A 19,975-nucleotide genomic window follows, 5' to 3' on the forward strand; every position below is an offset into this window, starting at 1 on the left:
TCCGGAGGAAACGCATGTCCGCTGCCCGCCACACCTTCCTTGCCAAGCCGATCGCGGCCATCGCGCTGATCGCGCTGGCGCAGGCACTGTTTTACGATCAATGGTGGGGGGCGACGCTGGGCGGGTTCGCGCTGGCGTGGATCGTCGCGCTCGTCGTCGTGCGGCGCGACGTGCGGCGGAGCGGCCCCGCGCTGCTGGCGCTGGGCGGCGCAGTGGCGATGGCGGCGGTGCTGGTCGACGATCCGTCGCTGCTTGCCTGGGTGCTGTTCTGGAGCGCGGTCGCCACCGCGGCACTGGTGCCGCGTCGCGGAATCGACAACGCGGCGATCTGGATCGTCCGGCTGCTCGCGCATGGCACGTTCGGGCTGGCGCAACCGTTCGGCGATCTGGTGCGGCTGACCCGGCGGCGCGTGCCTTCGCAGGCCGCGTCGGTCGCCCGAATGCTCGCCATGCCGCTGATCGGCGGCGGGCTGTTCCTCGCCTTGTTCGCCTCGGCCAACCCCATCCTCGCGGACGCGTTCGCGGCGATCAGGCTGCCCTCGCTTGCGAGTGCTCTGCCGCACTTCTTCTTCTGGAGCATCGTTCTGGTGACGATCTGGCCGAGCCTGCGGCCGGCACGGACTGTCACGCGCGCGCCGATCGCGGTCGCGGGGCCGTCTGGCCTACCGCGCGTACCGACCGGCACGCTCGTGCTGTCGCTCGCCACGTTCAACGCGGTGTTCGCCCTTCAGAACGCGCTCGACATCGCCTTCCTGTGGAGCGGGGCGCCACTGCCGGGGCATCTCACGCTCGCCGAATACGCGCATCGCGGCGCCTATACCCTGATCGCCACGGCGTTGCTGGCAGGGCTGTTCGTGCTCGTCGCGCTACGGCCGGGCGATGCGGCCACGCGGAGCCCGACGGTACGCGGGCTGGTGATCCTGTGGGTCGCGCAGAATGTGTTGCTGGTGGCGTCGAGCATCCTGCGCACCGGCGATTACGTCGCGGCGTACGGGTTGACCGAGCTTCGGATCGCGGCGCTTGCGTGGATGGCGCTGGTCGCGATCGGGCTGGTGCTGATCTGCTGGCGGCTGATCCGTGCCCGCTCGCCGCGCTGGTTGATCAACGCCAATGCGATCGCCGCGCTGGCGGTGCTGGTTGCGGCGAGCGTGGTCGATCTGAGCGCGGTCGCCGCGACCTGGAACGTGCGCCATGCGCGCACCGTGGGCGATGCCGCCGGATCGCTGGACCTTTGTTATCTCCGCACGCGCGGCGCCCCGGCGCTGCTACCGCTGATCGACCTCGAACGGCGCGTGAAAGGGGCGGCATTGCAGGACCGCGTCACCTTCCTGCGCGCGCAGGTGCTGGAAAGCGTCGAGCGACGCCAGGCCGACTGGCACGGCTGGACATGGCGCAACGCGCGACGGCTGGCGGCAGCGAAGGCGGCGTTGGGGCCGGCCGCGCCGACACCGGCGCGCGCGCGCTATGGTCGGGAGTGTGACGGGACCGTTATCCCGCCGCCGCTCCCTGCCCCGCCCCCTGTTTCGCCCCCAGCTTCACCATTGACCGGGGACGTGAAACGATGATCCTGTGCCCCATGCCGCGCACCATCCTGATCGCCGATGACGATCCGCACATCCGCCAACTGCTCGTCTTCGCGCTCGACAAGGCGGGGTTGACCGCGATCGAGGCCGGCGACGGCGAAGCAGCGCTGGCGATGGCAGCGACGCACGCACCCGATCTGGTGATCCTCGACATCAACATGCCGCGCATGGACGGGCTCGAGGTTTGCCGCCGGCTACGCGCCGATGGCGAAATGCCGATCCTGTTCCTGTCCTCACGCGACGACGAGATCGATCGCGTGCTCGGGATCGAGCTGGGCGCGGACGATTATGTCGTCAAGCCGTTCAGCCCGCGCGAGGTGGTGGCGCGGGTGATGGCGATCCTGCGCCGCACCGCCGCGCGCCCGCCCGCCGCCGACCATGCGGGGACGATCCGGCAGGGCCGGCTCAGCCTCGATCTCGAAGGCTGGCGCGCGCATTGGGCGGGCGCCGAAGTGCCGCTGACGGTCACCGAATTCTCGATCCTGCGCACGCTCGCGTCGATGCCCGCCAAGGTGTTCAGCCGCGACGCGATCATCGATCGGCTCCACGGCCCCGGTTTCGCGATCACCGATCGCACGATCGACAGCCATATCCGCAACCTGCGCGCCAAGTTCGTCGCGGCGGGCGGCAGCGACGTGATCGAGACGCGCGCCGGGATCGGTTACAGCCTCGGCGCGTGTGCCGGGGGATGATCCGCACCGCGAAGGAATGGGTCAAGCGCCGCTGGCCGCGCCTGCGCCTGCGCCTGCGCACGATCCTGTTCGCGAGCCTGTTCTTCGTCGCCGCGCTGCCCGGCGTCGGCGCTGTGTTCCTGCGCGTCTATGAGAACACCTTGGTACGCCAGACCGAGGCCGAGCTGGTCGCGCAAGGGGCGGCGCTGGCGGCCACCGCCGAGGCGATCTGGCCGGGGGCGCCGCCGCTCGACGTGCCGCCACGCGATGCCCTGACGCCCGAGCCGCCGCGGATCGACCTCAACGCGACGCCGATCCTGCCCGAGCGCCCTACCCCCTCGCCTGCACCGCCGCCCGAGGCCGATGCGATCGCGGCCGGGCGGCTGCTCGCGCCGATCGTCGGCCATACGCGGCAGACGACGCTCGCGGCGATCGTGCTGCTCGATCGCAACGGAGTCGTCGTCGATGGGGACGGCGGGAGCCTCGCGGCGCTACCCGAGGTACACACGGCGCTGGCCGGGCAGCCCGAGACGGTGCTACGGCGCAACGCCGGCTATCGCGCGGTCTATCGGTTCGAATGGCTGTCGCGCGCGGCGGCGATCCGGGTGCACCATGCGCGGCCGATCGTGGTCGACGGCAAGGTGGTGGGCGTGCTGCTGCTGTCGCGATCGGCGCGGGCGCTGTTCAAGGGACTGTACGAGGATCGCGGTAAGATCGCGATCGGGATCGGGGCGATCCTGATCGTGCTGATCGTCTTGAGCGGCGTGCTCTCGCGTGGGATCGCACGGCCGATCGAGGCGCTGGGCGCGGCGACGCGATCGGTGGCGGCGGGGCGTGGGCGCGTCCCCGAGCCGCCGCCGACCGCCGCGATCGAGATCCAGGGGCTGTATCGCGACTTCGCTGCGATGGCCGAGGCGATCGAGCGCCGATCGCGCTATCTGCGCGATTTCGCGCACGCGATGAGCCACGAGTTCAAGACCCCGCTATCGGGAATCCGCGGCGCGATCGAACTGCTCGAGGATCACGACGCCGCCATGTCACCCGACGAACGGCGGCGTTTCCTCGCCAATGCCGATGCCGACGCGCGGCGGCTGGCGAACCTCGTCTCGCGGCTGCTCGATCTTGCGCGCGCCGATATGATGCGCGGCGACGGCGGGCGGCTCGACGCTCCCGCCGCGCTGCTCGCGCGCATCGCCGATGGCGCGACGCGGCCGGGCTTCGCGGTGACGCTCGACACGGCGCCGGCACTGCCGGGCATCGCCGCCGCACCCGCGACGATCGAAGCGGTGCTGGTGACCTTGCTCGACAACAGCCGTCAGGCAGGCGCAACGCAGGCGACGATCGCCGCGACCACCGCCGATAGCCTCGTGCTGCTTCGCGTCGAGGACAACGGCCCCGGCATCCCGCCCGCCGATGCCGAGCGGCTGTTCACGCCCTTCTTCACCTCGCGTCGCGCCGAGGGCGGCACCGGGCTGGGGCTGGCGATCGCACGCTCGCTGCTCGATGCGGTCGGCGGCACGATCGCCCTCGCCGCGAGCGATCGGGGCGCCGCGTTCGTCATCGGCCTTCCGGTCGCCGACGGCTGAGCTTCAGGCGGTCTCCGCCTCGCCCAGCCGCGACGACACGCCCCAGATATTGATGTCGCCATCGGTGGCGTAGCGATCGATTTCGGCCAGTTCGTCGACGGTGAAATCGAGCCGTTTCACCGCGTCGAGCGATTCGTCGAGTTGCGCCACGGTGCGCGCGCCGATCAACGCCGAGGTGACGCGGGGATCGCGCAGCACCCACGCGATCGCCATTTGTGCCAGGCTTTGCCCGCGCCGTTCGGCGATCGCGTTGAGCGCGCGGATGCGCTCGATATTGTCGTCGCTCAGCATGTGCTGGCCGAGCGACCGCCCACCCGTTTTGGCGGCGCGCGCGTCGGCGGGGATGCCGTTCAGATATTTGCTCGTCAGCATCCCTTGCGCGAGCGGCGAAAAGGCGATGCAGCCGGTGCCGAGATCGGCGAGCGTATCCAGCAAACCGTCTTCGACCCAGCGGTTGAGCATCGAATAGCTCGGCTGATGGATCAGCAGCGGCACCTTGTAGTCGGCGAGGATAGCGGCGGCCTTGCGCGTCAATTCGGGCGAATAGCTCGAAATGCCGACATAGAGCGCCTTGCCCTGGGCGTGGAGGTGCGCGAGCGCGCCCATCGTCTCCTCGAGCGGGGTCTTGGGGTCGACGCGGTGCGAATAGAAGATGTCGACATAATCGAGCCCCATCCGCTTGAGGCTCTGGTCGCAGCTCGCGATCAGATATTTTCGGCTACCGCCGACATCGCCGTACGGGCCGGGCCACATATCCCACCCCGCCTTGGTCGAGATCACCAGTTCGTCGCGATGCGCGGCCAGATCGGTCGCGAGGACGCGACCGAAATTCTCCTCCGCCGAGCCGTAGGGCGGGCCGTAATTGTTCGCGAGATCGAAATGCGTGACGCCGCGATCGAAGGCGCGGCGCAGCATCGCGCGGCCGGTTTCGAACACGTCGGCGCCGCCGAAATTCTGCCACAAGCCAAGGCTGATCGCGGGCAGATCGAGCCCGCTCAGCCCGCAGCGGCGATAGGGCATGCGGCCGTCGTAACGATCGGCATCGGCGGCAAAAGGCGGTGAATACGGCATGGCGAATCCCTTCGACATTGTGATGCCGCGGTAAGCCTATGCACGCTTTCGTGTCAAAATCCCCTCACCCCCCAATCAGCGCCCGATCACGCCCATGAAACGATTGCGACGCCCGACGAAAAGGGCCGCCGAGCATTGCCCGGCGGCCCGTTCGGTCTTGGCGATCGACGCCGCCTTATTCGGTGGCGCCGCCCGTGGCAGCACTAGCGTCGGGCGCGTCGGCGGCCGGGGCGCTCGAACCTGCGACGGCCGCGTTGAAGTTCGCCGCGGTCATCGCGATCATCAGCCCGCCGCTCTGGCCCATCGAGAAGGCGTTGGCCGGCAGCTTGACGTCGACGCCCTGCGAGGTCGTCACCGTCACATATTGCGGATCGGCCGCCTTGATGGTGCCGACCGGCTGGCCGTCGGAGCTGTTCACCGCCGTGCCGGCCGTCAGCAGCGCCTGGAGCTGCGCCTGCGCCTCGGCCTGCGCGTTCGCCGCGGCGGCATCGAGATCGGCCTTGGTCGTCGATGCGACCAGCCCCTTCTCATTCGATCCGATGGCCGCCGGCGGCAGCGCGACCTTGTTGGTGCCGGTGTTCACGACCACGGCGTCTGCCGTCACCGTCTCGATCGTACCGATCGCGGCGCCTTGCGGATCGAAAATGGTCGCACCGGCGACCGGCTCGGCCACCTGCGCTGCGATCGCCGTTCGGCCCGGAGCGTTTTGCGCCGCTGCCGGCGATACAGCGAGCAACGACGCACCAATAATCAGGGCAGCAGAAAACTTCATCCAATCGACTCCTCAGGTATTTGCTCGTTGCGCGTGGGAACTCGTCGGCATGGCTGACATTTCTCGGCCATCGAATCAAGTCTCGCGCGCGACAAAGCGTGCATCATCCACACACCACATCACATGCGGCGATGATAGCATCGCCAACTTAATCGCGGCCGAACGACACGTTGCCATCGATACAGGTTCGGCTTGACGAAAACCAACCGGGATAATCTTCATTATCAACAACATTCATAACGGCGAGGCACTCGCTGCATTGCATCATAAGTGCTTGACGCATCTCGTTCAGCGGGCCAATCACCCTTGGCCATTCCTTGACGAGCGGCAGTGAGCCCGGATTGTTCGCGTCGCCCATCGATGGCGTCCCTATCGCGGGCGTGGATTGGCATTTTGTCGTCTCAGCGTTTCGAGGATCGCCTCCATGCCTTCGGTCGCCCCCTTCGCCCGATCGATTCGTCCTCTGATCGCCGCCGCCCCCTTGCTGGTGCTCGTGGCCTGCGGCGGCGGGGACCGGAATGCCGCGCAAGACGGGATGGCAGGGCAAACGCCCGAGGTCGGTTATGTCGTCGTGCAGCCGACCCAGGCGCCGGTGACGACCGAGCTTGCGGGCCGGACGTCGGCGTACAAATCGTCCGAAGTCCGGCCGCAGGTGACCGGGCTGATCACCAAACGCTATTTCACCGAGGGGGCGATCGTGCGGCAAGGGCAGCCGCTCTATCAGATCGACCCACGGCTCTATCGCGCGAGCACCAATCAGGCCGAAGCCAATCTGGCGAGCGCGCGGGCGACCGCCGAGGCGGCCCGCGCACGCGCCAATCGCTATAAGCCGCTCGCCGAGCAGCAGGCGGTGAGCCAGCAGGATTATACCGACGCGCTCGCGCAGGCGCGCGGAGCCGAAGCCGCGGTCAAGCAGCAGCAGGCCGCGCTCGAAAGCGCGCAGGTCAATCTCAAATTCACTACCGTCCCCGCCCCGATCACCGGGCGGATCGGCCGATCGCTGGTCACCGTCGGCGCGCTCGTCACCTCGAGCCAGGCCGATCCCCTGGCGACGATCCAGCAGCTCGACCCGATCTATGTCGACATCCAGCGATCGAGCGGCGACCTGCTCGCGCTGCGCCGGTCGCTCGCGGAAGGCGGCGCGGTGCCGGCCTCCGCCTCGGTGCAACTGATGCTCGAGGACGGCAGCGAATACGGCCCGCGCGGGACGGTCGAATTCTCCGAGGTCGTGGTCGATCCCAACACCGGCACGGTCACGATGCGCGCGCGCTTCCCCAACCCGAAAGGGCTGCTGCTGCCCGGCATGTTCGTCCGCGCGCGCTTCACCCAGGCGATCGATACGCGCGCCTTCCTCGTCCCCGAACAGGGCGTGACGCGCGACCCCAAGGGCAATGCGACCGTGCTGATCGTGGGGCCGGAGAACAAGGTCGTCCAGCGCACGGTGAAGGCCGTGCGCATTGACGGGCCGAACTGGGTGATCACCGACGGGCTCAAGCCCGGTGACAAGATCATCACCCAGGGAACCGCCAAGGCGATGCCGGGCCAAACGGTGAAGCCAGTGCCCGCATCGAGCCGGCAGCAGATCGGGGCGCCGCCCGCGCAGCAGCAGGGTGCGGCCCCGGCGAAGGGGAACTGATCCCCTATGCTGTCACGGATTTTCATCGATCGGCCGATCTTCGCCTGGGTCATCGCGATCATCACGATGCTGCTCGGCGTGGGCGCGATCATGTCGCTGCCCATCGCGCAATATCCCGATGTCGCCCCGCCGCAGGTGAACATCCGCGCCAACTATCCCGGCGCCTCGGCCGAGACGCTCGAAAATTCGGTGACGCAGGTGATCGAACAGCAGCTTACCGGGATCGACGGGCTGCTCTATTTCAGCTCGTCGTCGAGTTCGTCGGGCCGCGCGTCGATCTCGGCGACGTTCGAGAAGGGCACCGATCCCGACATCGCGCAGGTACAGGTACAGAACAAGGTGCAGCAGGCGTTGCCCCGGCTGCCGCAGCAGGTGCAGCAGCAGGGCCTGACCGTCACCAAATCCAACCCGGATTTCCTGCTGATCGCGGCGGTCTACGATGTCACCGATCAGCGTTCCAACGTCGACGTTTCGGATTATCTGTCCGCGAATCTGCAAGATCCGATCGGCCGCCTGCCCGGCGTCGGCGAAACCAACGTGTTCGGGTCCGAATATGCGATGCGCATCTGGCTCGACCCCAACCGGCTGCGGTCGTACTCGCTGATGCCCGGCGACGTGATTTCGGCGATCCAGGCGCAGAATACCGAAGTTGCGGCGGGCCAGTTGGGCCAGCAGCCGATGCCCCCGGGGCAGATGCTGAGCGCGACGGTGACCGCGCAGTCGCGGCTCCAGACGCCCCAGCAGTTCCGCGACATCATCCTCAAGACGCAGGCGAGCGGCGCGACGGTGCGGCTCGCCGACGTCGCGACGGTCGAACTGGGCGCGCAGAGCTACAACGTGCTGAGCCGCATCGACGGGCATCCCGGCGCAGGCCTCGCGGTATCGCTCGCCCCCGGCGCCGACGCGCTGACGACCGCGGAGATCGTCAAACAGGCGATCACCGAACGTGCGAAATCCTTCCCGCCGGGTTTCGAGATCGCGTTTCCGTTCGATCAGACCGACTTCATCAAGCTTTCCATCGAGGAAGTGGTGAAGACGCTGTTCGAAGCGATCATCCTCGTCGTGCTCGTCATCTTCGTTTTCCTGCAAAGCTGGCGCGCGACGCTGATCCCCGCGATCGCGGTGCCCGTCGTGCTGCTCGGCACGTTCGCGGTCTTTTCCGTCGCGGGCTTCTCGATCAACACGCTGACCTTGTTCGGGCTCGTGCTCGCGATCGGCCTGCTCGTCGACGATGCGATCGTCGTGGTCGAAAATGTCGAGCGCGTGATGGAAGAGAATCCAGGCATGAGCCCGCGCGACGCGACCATCCAGTCGATGGGCGAGATCCAGGTCGCGCTGATCGCGATCGCGCTCGTGCTGTCGGCGGTGTTCCTGCCGATGGCGTTCTTCGGCGGCTCGACCGGGGTCATCTACAAGCAATTCTCGCTCACCATCGTCTCGGCGATGGTATTGTCGGTGTTCGTCGCCTTGATCCTGTCGCCGGCACTGTGCGCGACGATGCTCAAGCACCCGCAGGATCACCATGAGGGTTTCCTTGCACGGCGTTTCCCCCGGGTCGCCGAATGGGGCACGGCCGCGGCGGACAAGTTCAACCACGGCTTCGAACGGATGGTCGATCGCTATCAGGGCGCGGTCCGCTACACCGTCGACAAGAAGATCATCTTCCTCGTCATCTACGCGCTCGTCGTCGCCTTGCTCGCGCTGATGTTCTTCCGCCTGCCGACCAGCTTTCTGCCGACCGAGGACCAGGGCGGCGCGATCGTGCAGTTCCGTCTGCCCCCGGGCGCCACCCAGCCGCGCAGCCTGGAGGTGCAGAAGACGATCGAGCAATATCTGCTGCAAGACGAAGCCGCGAACACCTCGCACGTCTTCACCGTCTCGGGGATCGGCGGCGGCGGCTCGCCGGGCGGCCAGAATACGGGGCTCGGCTTCGTCTCGCTCAAGAGCTGGGATCAGCGCCCCGGCAAGGAAAACAGCGCTGATGCGATCACCGGGCGGATGCAGGCGGCGCTGGCCGGCCTGCGCGACGCCCAGGTGTTCGCGCTGGTGCCGCCCGCGGTGCGCGGCCTCGGCCAGTCGAGCGGCTTCACGCTCGAACTCCAGAATTCAGGCGGGCTGAGCCGCGAGGAATTCCAGGCGGCGCGTGACAAATTGCTTGCCGCGGCGGCGCAGGACAAGAGCTTCGTCGGGGTACGGCCGAGCGATCTTCCTGATGTGCCGACCGTCCATGTCGACATCGATCAGCAGAAGCTCGCGGTGCTCGGGCTGAACCAGAGCGACGTCAACACGACGCTGTCGGCGGCGTGGGGCGGGCGCTACGTCAACGATTTCATCGATCGCGGCCGCGTCAAGCGCGTCTATGTGCAGGGCGACGCGCCCTATCGCACGCAGCCGAGCGACCTTGCGCAATGGTATGTGCGCGCCAACGACGGCAGCATGGCCCCGTTCTCGTCGTTCGCGCAGGTTTCGTGGGAGACCGCGCCGACCTCGCTCTCGCGCTTTTCCGGCCTGTCGGCCTATGAGATCCAGGGCCAGGCCGCGCCGGGGGTGAGTTCGGGCGAGGCGATGGACCGGATCGCGGCGCTCGCCGCCAAGCTTCCCGGCACGACGGTGGCGTGGAGCGGCCTGTCGTATCAGGAACGGATTTCGTCGGGCCAGGCGCCGTTGCTCTATGGCCTGTCGCTGCTGGTGGTGTTCCTGTGCCTCGCCGCGCTTTACGAAAGCTGGTCGATCCCGGTCGCGGTGCTGCTCGTGATCCCGCTCGGGCTGGTCGGCGCGGTGTTCGCGGTGACGCTGCGCGGGCTGGAGAACGACGTCTATATGCAGATCGGCCTGCTGACGACGATGGGGCTCGCGTCCAAGAACGCGATCCTGATGATCGAATTCGCCGAACAGGCCGAAAAGCAGGGCAAGCGCGTGATCGACGCCGCGCTGGAGGCCGCGCGCATCCGGCTTCGCCCGATCCTGATGACGAGCTTCGCGTTCATCTTCGGCGTGCTGCCGCTTGCGATCTCGACCGGCGCGGGCGCGAACAGCCGCGTCGCGATCGGCACCGCGGTGATCGGCGGGATGCTGACCGCGACGATCCTCGCGATCTTCTACATCCCGCTGTTCTTCGTCCTCGTGCGCCGGACCACGCGCGATACGCTGAAGAAGCTGCACCATCATGACGACGACGGCGCCGCCCCGCCGCCGAGCGCCCCCGAACCGGAGCCCGCCGCATGATGCGCCGCGCCGCCCTTTTCCTCACCTGCACCGCGCTCGGCGCGTGCTCGATGGCGCCGCATTACGAGCGGCCGGCAACGCCGGTGCCGCCGAGCTGGCCGGTGGGCGACGCCTATCTCGCCGCGCAGGAAGCCGCGCTGCCGAGCGTGACCTACGATCAGGTGTTCCGCGACGCCCGGTTGCAACAGCTTATCGAGCAGGCGCTGGTCAACAATCGCGACCTGCGTGTCGCCGCCGCCAACATCGCCTCGGCGCGCGCGCAATATCGCATCCAGCGCGCCGGCATCCTGCCCCAGATCGATGCCAGCGCAGGCGCCACCTTCCGCGGCGGCGACGGCGCGACGGGGCCGGACGAATCGTACAGCGCCGATATCGGCGCCACCGGGTTCGAACTCGATCTATTCGGGCGGCTGCGCTCGCTGAGCGACGCCGCGCTCAACCAGTATTTCGCCACCGAAGCAGCGGCGCGCGCGACGCGGCTGGCGCTGGTCGGCGACATCGCCAACGCATGGCTGTTCTATGCCGCGGACCAGAGCCTGCTCCGGATCGCGCAGGACACGGTGGCGAATGCCGGCCGCAGCGTCGAGCTGACGCGCGCGCGGCTCGACGGCGGGATCGCGCCGCGCACCGATTTGCGCCAGGCCGAATTGGTGCTCGCGCAGGCACAATCGGACCTCGCCGAACAGACGACCGCGCTGGCGCAGGACGTCAACGCGCTGCAATTGCTGGTCGGCGCGCCGATCGATACGGCGCTGCTGCCCGCCTCGATCGACGAGGCCGCGCCGACGCTGGCCGCGCTTCCCGCCGGGCTCGATTCGAGCATCCTGCTGCGCCGCCCCGACGTGGTGCAGGCCGAATATCAGTTGCGCGCCGCCAATGCCGAGATCGGCGCGGCGCGCGCGGCAATGTTCCCGCGCATCTCGCTCACCGGGCTGCTCGGCTTCGCGAGCAACGCGCTCGGCTCGTTGTTCGACAACGGCGCGTTCAGTTATTCGGGATCGCCCGGCATCACCTATCCGATCTTCCGCGGCGGCGCCGGCCGGGCCGGGGTCGCGCAGAGCGAGGCCGATCGCGATGCCGCGCTGGCGACATACGAAAAGGCGATCCAGACCGCGTTCCAGGAAGTCTCCGACGCACTCGCGCGGCGCGGCACAATCGCCGACCAGGAACACGCGCAGGAGCAGCTCGTCGCCTCCGCGACCGACAATTACCAGCTCTCCGACGCGCGCTATCGCGGCGGGATCGACAGTTTCCTGCAAAGCCTCGACGCGCAGCGATCGCTCTACAACGCGCGGCGTTCGCTGATCGCGACCGAGCTGACCAAGGCGACAAACCTGGTGACGCTTTACCGCGTCCTCGGCGGCGATTCCTCGCTCGAGGCGACGAACGACGGGCCGCAGCAAACAGCGGTTGCCGAATAGACAAGCCGCCTCCTGCGAAAGCAGGAGTCCAGGGTTACAAGGCGCTGTCCCTCGCGACTCTGGGCTCCTGCTTTCGCAGGAGCGCTGGCTTGTCGGGCCATTTTGAGCGCTTGCTTCGACGGCCTTTTGCCGCCAGCATGACTCCCGCTTCGCGATTCGCTGGCGACGGGGAATTTCATATATGCACAAGAGCGCCCTTCTTGCTGCCGTGCTCGCGCTTTTGTTAGCGCTACCGGTTGCCGCCCAGACACCCTCGATCGCCAACCGCGACGGGCGCCACGCGCTGATCGTCGACGGTGCCCCGTTCCTGATGCTCGGCGCGCAGGCCAACAATTCGAGCAATTACGCCGCCGCGCTGCCCAAGGTGTGGCCGGTGCTCGACGCGATGCACGCCAATACGCTCGAAATGCCGATCGCGTGGGAACAGATCGAGCCGCAAGAAGGCCGGTTCGATTTCAGCTTCGTCGATACCTTGCTCGAACAGGCCCGCGCGCACGACAAGCGGCTGGTGCTGCTGTGGTTCGCGACCTGGAAGAACGGCAGCCCGAGCTACGCCCCCGCATGGGTCAAGACCAATGACACGCGCTTTCCGCGGATGCGCACCAAGGAAGGCAAACCGCATTACGCGCTGTCGCCGCTGGGGCAGAACACGCTGGCCGCCGACAAACGCGCGTTCGTCAAGCTGATCGAGCACCTCAAGGCGGCCGATCCCGACGACACGGTGATCATGGTGCAGGTCGAGAACGAGACCGGCAGCTATGGTACGCCGCGCGATTATTCGCCCGAGGGCAATCGGTTGTTCGCGGGGCCCGTGCCCGCTGAACTGGTGAAGGCGCTCGGCAAGCAACCCGGCACATGGCGCGCGGTGTTCGGGGACATCGCAGAGCAGGCATTCAACAGTTGGTATACCGCGCGCTACGTCGACGCGATCGCGGCGGCGGGCAAGGCGGTGAAGCCGTTGCCGATGTATACCAACGCGTCGCTGAGCGATCCGTTCGTCGAGCCCAAGCCGACCGGCGTGCAAAGCGGCGGGCCGAACTGGAACGTGATCCCGATCTGGAAAGCCGGCGCGCCGCATCTCGATCTGGTCGCGCCCGATATCTACAATCGCGACGCGCGAGCGTTCGTGAAGTATCTCGATCATTACGCGCGGCCCGACAACGCGCTGATGGTGCCCGAACTCGGCAATTCGGCCGATTATGCGCGCTTCTTCTGGCCCGCGCTCGGCAAGGGCGCGATCGGTTTCGCGCCGTTCGGGATGGATGCGACCGGCTATAATAATTATCCGCTTGGCACCAAGACGCTCGACGACGACACGATCGCGGCATTCGGGCGCGCTTATGCGCTGTTCGCGCCGATCGCGCGCGTTTGGGCAAAAATCGCGTACGACCACCCGACCTGGGGCGTCGCCAAGGGCAAGGACGGCGCCGACCAGTCGACCGTGATGGGCGGCTGGAAAATCACCGCGCAGTTCGACCAATGGCAGATGGGCGAGCGCGACTGGACGTGGATCGAGAAAGACCCCACGCCGACCACGGGAAAGCCCGTCGGCGGCGCGGTGGTGGCGCAACTTTCCCCGGATACATTCATCGTCGCGGGCAGCGACGTCCGGCTGCGCTTCGGCCCCGCCACCCCCGACGATCGCGCGATGATAATCCGCGCCGAGCAAGGGCATTACGACGCGCAAGGGCGCTGGGTGTTCGAGCGCGTCTGGAACGGCGACCAGACCGATTACGGGCTCAATTTCACGACCACGCCGGTGATGCTGCGGGTCACGATGGGGAGATTCAAATGATGCGTGCATGGATGCTGGCAGGGGTCGCCGCGATCGGGCTGGCGGGCAGTGCGCAGGCAAGCGAGGTCGCGCGCGTGCCGCACGGCGTGGTGGTGACGCCCGACGACGGCCCGGCCAAGCGCGTGCGCGTGCTCGCTTATGGCGACGATCGTTTCCGGATGAGCGCGGTGCCGGGCACCGATCTCGGCGTGCTACCCAAGAGCCTGATGGTGGTCGCCGAGCCCGCGGGCGATCCGGCAATCAGCGAAGCGCAGGGCTATGTGACGCTCAAGCTCCCCAAGGCGAGCGCGCGGGTGCGGCTGTCCGATGGCCAGGTGAGCTTCCTCGACGCTGCGGGCGCGCCGGTCCTCACGGAATCCGCGCGGGGCGCCTTCGCGCCCGAGACGATCGAGGGCCAGCGCTATTTTACCGTCAGCCAGCAATTCAATCGCGGCACCGGCGAGGGGTTCTACGGCCTCGGCCAACACCAGAACGGCCAGATGAACTACAATGGCGAGGACGTCGAACTCGCACAGCACAATATGGACATCGCGATCCCCTTCGTCGTCTCGACCAGGGGCTACGGGTTGCTGTGGGATAATGACGGGATCAGCCGTTTCGGCAACCCCCGCCCCTATCACCCCGTCGGCGAGGATCTGGCCGTCACCAGCGGCGGCAAGGCGGGGTGGAAGGCCGACTATTATCTCGACGGCCGCCTCGCGGTCAGCCGGCAGGAAGCGACGATCGATTATCAGTTCATTCGCGATCAGAAGAATTGGCCCGAAGCCGCGAAAGCAACGACCAAAGCTTCGGCCGATACGGGGCAGAACACCGCCGGGGTCGCGACGCAGCAGCAGAAGGTCGTCTGGAGCGGCGACGTCACCGCCAAGACCAGCGGTGTCCACAAATTCCAACTCTACGCATCGAGCTATTTCAAGCTCTACGCCGACGGCAAACTGGTGCTCGATCGCTGGCGGCAGAACTGGAACCCGTGGTTCCACAATTTCGAGCTAAGCATGACCGCGGGCAAGCCGGTCGCGATCCGCATCGAATGGGAGCCCAATGCGGGCTATATGGCGTTCTTCCACAACACCCCCCTGCCCGCGCCCGATCGCCATTCGCTGTGGATGACCTCCGACGTCGCCAAGGGCGTGGATTATTACGTCACGCTCGCGGGGAGCGTCGACGGCGCGATCGCGGGGTATCGCGCGCTCACCGGCAAGGCGACGCTGATGCCCAAATGGGCCTATGGCTTCTGGCAGAGCCGCCAGCGTTACGAGACGCAGGAGCAGTTGCTCGGCGTGCTTCGCGAGTATCGCAAGCGCCGCATCCCGATCGACAATATCGTCCAGGACTGGTTCTACTGGCCAGAGGATGCCTGGGGCAGCCACGATTTCGACAAGACCCGCTTTCCCGATGCCAAGGCGATGGTCGACGAGGTCCACGCGCTGAATGGGCACGTCATGATCTCGGTCTGGCCCAAATTCTATCCCACCACCGACAATGCCAAGGCGCTCGCCGCACACGGCTGGCTCTACCAGGGCAACCTCAAGATGGGGAACAAGGATTGGGTCGGCCCCGGCTACCTCAACACCGATTACGATGCCTATGCGCCGGGCGCGCGCAAGATGTATTTCGAGCAGATCCGCGACAAGCTCGTCGCCAAGGGGTTCGATGCGTGGTGGATGGACGCGACCGAACCCGACATCCATTCCAACCTGTCGATCGACGAGCGGATCGAGACGATGGGGCCGACCGCGTTCGGCCCGGCGGCGGCGCTGTTCAACTCGTACCCGCTCGTCCATGCCGAGGGCGTCGCCGAGGGCTTACGCGAAACGCAGCCCGACAAGCGCCCCTTCATCCTGACGCGATCGGGGTTCGGCGGGTTGCAGCGCGCCAGCGCCGCGCTCTGGTCGGGCGACGTCGCCGCGCGCTGGGCCGATCTGCGCGATCAGATTTCGGCGGGGGTCAACATCTCGATGTCGGGCATCCCCAATTGGACGCACGATATCGGCGGCTTCGCGGTCGAGCAGCGCTACACCGATCAGCGCCCGGAGGCGCAGGCCGAATGGCGCGAACTCAACCTGCGCTGGTTCCAGTTCGGCGCCTTCTCCCCCCTGTTCCGCAGCCACGGCGAATTCCCGCATCGCGAGATCTACGAAATCGCGGCCGGCGACGACGCGATGTACGATTCGATGCTGTGGTACGATCACCTGCGCTACCGGCTGATGCCCTATCTCTACACCAATGCCGCCGACACCTGGTTCAACGACGGCAGCATCATGCGCGGGCTCATCAGCGATTTCGTCGCCGACCCGAAAACCTGGGGCATCGACGACGAATATCTGTTCGGCCACGCGTTCCTCGTCGCGCCGGTCACCACGTTCGAGGCGCGCAGGCGGGAGGTCTATCTGCCCGCCGGGGCCGATTGGTACGATTTCAATTCGGGCGCGATCCATGCCGGCGGCACCACGATCACCGCCGCCGCCCCGCGCGAGCGGATGCCGCTGTTCGTCCGCGCCGGATCGATCATCCCGACCGGCCCGGAGCAGCAATATGTCGATCAGGATGCCGACGGGCCGATCGTCCTCCACGTCTTCACCGGCGCCGACGGAGCGTTCTCGCTCTACGAGGATGACGGCACCAGCCAGGCGTACCAGCAGGGCAAGTTCGCACGCATCCCGATGGCGTGGAACGAAGCCACTGGCACGCTGACGATCGGCGCGCGCACCGGCGATTACGAGGGGATGCCCGCGAAGCGCGCGATCTCGGTGCGGTTCTACGGGAAGGATCGGGCGACGGCGCCCGATTTCGCGGAAAATCCGGCGATCAGCCTTGTCTACGATGGCAAACCGCTAGTCGTGAAGCGGCGTTAGAGCAGCCGTTCGATATCGGCGGCGATATCCTCGGGCTTGGTCGTGGGGGCATAGCGCGCGACGACCTTGCCCGCGCGATCGACGAGGAATTTGGTGAAATTCCACTTGATCGCCTTCGAGCCGAGCAGCCCGGGCGCCTGATCCTTGAGCGCGCGGAACAGCGGATCGGCGCCATCGCCATTGACCTCGATCTTGGCGAAGACCGGGAAGGTGACGTCGTAGGTCAGCGAGCAAAAACTGGCGATTTCCGCGGCGTCGCCCGGCTCCTGCGCGCCGAACTGGTTGCACGGGAACACCAGCACCTCGAAGCCGCGCGCCTCATACGTTCGATGAAGCGCCTCCAGCCCCTCATATTGCGGAGTAAAACCGCATTTCGAGGCGGTGTTGACGATCAGCAGCACCGACCCCGCATAAGCGGCGAGATCGACGTCCGACCCATCGGCCGCCGAAACGTGCAGATCGGTGATCCTTGTCATCACAAAGCCTCCTCATGGCCGGCGAGCAGCGCATCGAGATTGCGGCGCACGCCGGGCCATTCGTGCGCGAGAATCGAATAGACCACCGTATCACGTACATGCCCCGGCATCACCTTGTGGCCGCGCAATACGCCGTCCTGCCGCGCACCCAGCCGCTCGATCGCCCGCCGCGACTGACGGTTGAGCGTATCGGTGCGCAACTGGACGCACTGGCAGTCGAGCGCCTCGAAGGCGTAGGTCAGCAACAGCCGCTTGGCGTCGGTATTGAGCCCGGTACGCTGGACGCGGCGCGCATAGACGGTGCCCCCGATCTCCAACCGTCGATGCGCCTCGGCCATGCGCAGGAACCGCGTTGTCCCCGAGACTTGCCCGGTCGAATCGAGCACGGTGAACACCATCGCCCTGCCCGCCGCACTATCGTGCTCGATCTGGTCGAACCAGCCGTCGATCGTCGCTTCGGCGGGAACGATGGTGGCGAAACTGTTGTCGAGCCCATCGGCGAACGCTTCCAGCAACTCGGCGCGGTCAGCGCGATCGATCGGGCGCAGCGTGACGTACCGCCCGGCGAGCGTCACGGGTTGCTGCCAGGCGCTCACTCCAGATGCCCCTCGTGCAGCCGCACCACGCGGTCCATCTTCTCCGCCAGCCGCTCGTTGTGCGTCGCGATCAGCGCGGCGGTGCCTTCGTGGCGGACGAGGCGGAGGAATTCGCCGAGCACCACGTCGGCGGTCGCCTCGTCGAGGTTGCCGGTCGGCTCGTCGGCGAGGACGAGCGCAGGCTGATTGGCGAGCGCGCGGGCGACCGCGACGCGCTGCTGCTCGCCGCCCGACAATTGGCTCGGCCGGTGCGTCAGCCGATGGCCGAGCCCGAGCGCGGTAAGCAGCGAGGCCGCGCGATCGTCGGCCGCCGGCCTTTCCGCGCCCGCCACCAGTTGCGGCAGCACGACATTTTCGAGCGCGGTGAAATCGGGCAGCAGATGGTGGAACTGGTAGACGAAACCCAATGTATCGCGCCGCACGATCGTGCGCGCGTGGCTGTCGAGTTGCGCCGCCTCGGCGCCGGCGATGCGGATCGAGCCACCGAATCCGCCTTCGAGCAGCCCCACCGCCTGGAGCAGCGTCGATTTGCCCGAGCCCGAGGGGCCAAGCAGCGCGACGATCTCGCCCCGCGCGATCGCGAGATCGACGCCGCGCAGGACCTGGATCGTCTGCCCGCCCTGTTCGAAGCTGCGGGTCAGGCCGGTGGTCTGGAGAACGGGATCGAACGTTTCAGTCATAGCGCAATACCTGGACGGGATCGGTGCTCGCCGCCTTGAACGCCGGGTAGAGCGTGGCGAGGAACGAGAAAAGAAGCGCCATCAGCGCGATGCCGACCACCTCGACCGGGTTGGTCTTCGCGGGCAGCTCGGTGAGGTAGCGGATCGAAGGGTCCCAAAGGTTCTGCCCCGTCACGAACTGGATCAGATCGACCACGTCCTGCCGGAAATAGAGGAACACGAACCCCAGCACGAGCCCGGCGGCGGTGCCGAGCGCGCCGATCGTCGTCCCCACCGTCACAAACACGCGGATCAGCCCGCCGCGCGTCGCCCCCATCGTCCGCAGGATCGCGATGTCGCGCGTCTTGGCGCGCACCAGCATGATCAGCGACGACAGGATGTTGAACACCGCGACGAGGATGATGATCGACAGCACGGTGAACATCGCCACCCGCTCGACCGTCAACGCCTCGAACAATTGCGCGTTGAGCGAGCGCCAGTCGGCGATCACCGCCTCGCCGCCGATCTTGCCCGCGAGCGGCAGCAGGATCTGCCCGATCCGGTTGGCATCGACGGTATTGACCTCGATCATGCCGACGCTGTCGCCCATCAGCAGCAGTGTCTGCGCATCCTCCATCGGCATCACGACATAGGTCTTGTCGTAATCGTAGATGCCGATCTCGAACACCGCGCCGACCGTGTATTTGACGATCCTCGGCACCGTTCCGAACGGCGTCGCCTGCCCTTGCGGGCTGACCAGCGAAATCTCGCTGCCCAGCTTCACCCCGAGCGTCTCGGCGAGCCGCGCGCCGATGGCAATGGTCCGGCTGCCCGGCGTCAGCCTGTCGAGCGAACCCGCGATTACCTTTTGCCCGATCGTCGCGTTGGTGCGGATGTCGTCGGCATGCATCCCGCGCACCAGCACGCCTTCGACCCGGCCCTGATAGGTCGCCATCAGCGGCTGTTCGATCAGCGGCACCGCGCTGGTGACGCCGGGCAGCGCGCGCGCTTCGGCGGCGATTTTGCGCCAGTCGCGAAGCTGGCCGTTATAACCTTGCACCACCGCATGGCCGTTGAGCCCGACGATCTTGTCGAACAATTCGACGCGGAAGCCGTTCATCACGCTCATCACGACGATGAGCGCGGCAACGCCAAGCATCACCGCGACGAGGCTGATCGAAGCGACGAGGAAGATGAAACCCTCGCCCTTCCCCGGAAGCAGGTAGCGCCGCGCGATCATTCGTTCGTAGCGCGAAAGGATCATGCGATTGCGGTTCCGGCCCGGAAAAACGGCGATGAACCGCTGCTCTACGGGGCATGGGCCGGGCTGGCAACCGCGCGCTCGCCGCCGCCGGGCTGTTGCGAATTCACCACAGGAGCGGCGCAATCGTACCCTGAACGCAGCATTTACGGTGGCACCCCGCCCCCCTGCTTGGTAGCACGCCCGTGCTGATCATAGGCAATGGCCGTGGTTTGGGGAGCTTCAATAGCCCCGTCTGGCAAACAGGCGCGCGGGCAGAGGCAATCAAGGGGGCTGACGAGCAATCGTCACGCAGGCGCCCGGGCTGGAAACAGCCCGGGCGTTTGCCGTTTCAGGAGCGATCGACGGTATGCATTGCCCCGGACTGG

General features: G+C 67.0%; 15 protein-coding genes. 8 read left to right on the top strand and 7 right to left on the bottom strand.

Annotated elements, in window-relative coordinates; translation table 11 throughout:
* The first annotated feature begins 14 nt into the window (after positions 1 to 14).
* Genes DFR49_RS06670 through DFR49_RS06680 form a run of 3 tightly spaced genes read left to right on the top strand, consistent with a single transcriptional unit; the run spans position 15 to position 3,840 of the window.
* The gene (locus DFR49_RS06670) at positions 15 to 1,565 is read left to right on the top strand and encodes a DUF4153 domain-containing protein (protein WP_119034855.1); all 1,551 of its coding nucleotides are present in this window, start codon (positions 15 to 17) and stop codon (positions 1,563 to 1,565) included.
* Entirely contained in the window at positions 1,562 to 2,275 is a 714-nt protein-coding gene (locus tag DFR49_RS06675) for a response regulator transcription factor (protein ID WP_119034856.1), read from the top strand. The genes DFR49_RS06670 and DFR49_RS06675 overlap by 4 nt, the downstream gene beginning before the upstream one ends.
* Positions 2,272 to 3,840, top strand: a complete 1,569-nt coding sequence (locus DFR49_RS06680; RefSeq protein WP_119034857.1) for a sensor histidine kinase — start codon at positions 2,272 to 2,274, stop codon at positions 3,838 to 3,840. The genes DFR49_RS06675 and DFR49_RS06680 overlap by 4 nt, the downstream gene beginning before the upstream one ends.
* A gap of 3 nt (positions 3,841 to 3,843) precedes the next feature.
* Here the strand turns inward: DFR49_RS06680 and mgrA are convergent, their stop codons facing one another.
* From mgrA to DFR49_RS06695, 3 genes are all read right to left on the bottom strand, one after another.
* The gene (gene mgrA, locus DFR49_RS06685) at positions 3,844 to 4,911 is read right to left on the bottom strand and encodes an L-glyceraldehyde 3-phosphate reductase (RefSeq protein WP_119035321.1); all 1,068 of its coding nucleotides are present in this window, start codon (positions 4,909 to 4,911) and stop codon (positions 3,844 to 3,846) included.
* A gap of 175 nt (positions 4,912 to 5,086) precedes the next feature.
* Positions 5,087 to 5,683, bottom strand: a complete 597-nt coding sequence (locus DFR49_RS06690; protein WP_147373659.1) for a hypothetical protein — start codon at positions 5,681 to 5,683, stop codon at positions 5,087 to 5,089.
* 148 nt (positions 5,684 to 5,831) lie between these two features.
* Complete coding sequence (locus tag DFR49_RS06695; RefSeq protein ID WP_119034859.1) at positions 5,832 to 6,041, bottom strand: hypothetical protein; 210 nt, start codon at positions 6,039 to 6,041, stop codon at positions 5,832 to 5,834.
* Positions 6,042 to 6,107: 66 nt separating this feature from the next.
* Here DFR49_RS06695 and DFR49_RS06700 point away from each other — a divergent pair, with 66 nt between their 5' ends.
* From DFR49_RS06700 to DFR49_RS06720, 5 genes are all read left to right on the top strand, one after another.
* Entirely contained in the window at positions 6,108 to 7,319 is a 1,212-nt protein-coding gene (locus DFR49_RS06700; protein ID WP_119034860.1) for an efflux RND transporter periplasmic adaptor subunit, read from the top strand.
* 6 nt (positions 7,320 to 7,325) lie between these two features.
* Positions 7,326 to 10,544 carry an efflux RND transporter permease subunit gene (locus tag DFR49_RS06705; protein ID WP_119034861.1) on the top strand — a complete coding sequence of 1,073 codons (3,219 nt, stop codon included), beginning with the start codon at positions 7,326 to 7,328 and terminating at the stop codon, positions 10,542 to 10,544.
* Positions 10,541 to 11,965: an efflux transporter outer membrane subunit gene (locus DFR49_RS06710; RefSeq protein WP_119034862.1), complete on the top strand. Its 1,425-nt coding sequence runs from the start codon at positions 10,541 to 10,543 to the stop codon at positions 11,963 to 11,965. Before DFR49_RS06705 ends, DFR49_RS06710 begins: the two co-directional genes overlap by 4 nt.
* A gap of 181 nt (positions 11,966 to 12,146) precedes the next feature.
* Complete coding sequence (locus tag DFR49_RS06715) at positions 12,147 to 13,760, top strand: DUF5597 domain-containing protein (RefSeq protein ID WP_119034863.1); 1,614 nt, start codon at positions 12,147 to 12,149, stop codon at positions 13,758 to 13,760.
* On the top strand, positions 13,757 to 16,615 hold the full coding sequence (locus DFR49_RS06720; protein ID WP_119034864.1) for a TIM-barrel domain-containing protein: 2,859 nt from the start codon (positions 13,757 to 13,759) through the stop codon (positions 16,613 to 16,615). The genes DFR49_RS06715 and DFR49_RS06720 overlap by 4 nt, the downstream gene beginning before the upstream one ends.
* On the opposite strand, the gene DFR49_RS06725 is transcribed toward DFR49_RS06720, so the two are convergent.
* The 4 genes from DFR49_RS06725 to DFR49_RS06740 are packed head-to-tail and all read right to left on the bottom strand — an operon-like array spanning position 16,612 to position 19,610.
* The gene (locus tag DFR49_RS06725; RefSeq protein ID WP_119034865.1) at positions 16,612 to 17,091 is read right to left on the bottom strand and encodes a glutathione peroxidase; all 480 of its coding nucleotides are present in this window, start codon (positions 17,089 to 17,091) and stop codon (positions 16,612 to 16,614) included. The genes DFR49_RS06720 and DFR49_RS06725 overlap by 4 nt on opposite strands.
* Positions 17,091 to 17,687, bottom strand: coding sequence for a GNAT family N-acetyltransferase (locus DFR49_RS06730; RefSeq protein WP_119034866.1), 597 nt, complete (start codon positions 17,685 to 17,687; stop codon positions 17,091 to 17,093). The genes DFR49_RS06725 and DFR49_RS06730 overlap by 1 nt, the downstream gene beginning before the upstream one ends.
* Positions 17,684 to 18,367, bottom strand: coding sequence for an ABC transporter ATP-binding protein (locus DFR49_RS06735; RefSeq protein ID WP_119034867.1), 684 nt, complete (start codon positions 18,365 to 18,367; stop codon positions 17,684 to 17,686). Before DFR49_RS06735 ends, DFR49_RS06730 begins: the two co-directional genes overlap by 4 nt.
* Positions 18,360 to 19,610, bottom strand: a complete 1,251-nt coding sequence (locus DFR49_RS06740; RefSeq protein WP_119034868.1) for a lipoprotein-releasing ABC transporter permease subunit — start codon at positions 19,608 to 19,610, stop codon at positions 18,360 to 18,362. Before DFR49_RS06740 ends, DFR49_RS06735 begins: the two co-directional genes overlap by 8 nt.
* Between the last annotated feature and the right edge of the window lie 365 nt (positions 19,611 to 19,975).

This window comes from Hephaestia caeni (assembly GCF_003550065.1).
Lineage (GTDB): Bacteria > Pseudomonadota > Alphaproteobacteria > Sphingomonadales > Sphingomonadaceae > Sphingomonas > Sphingomonas caeni_A.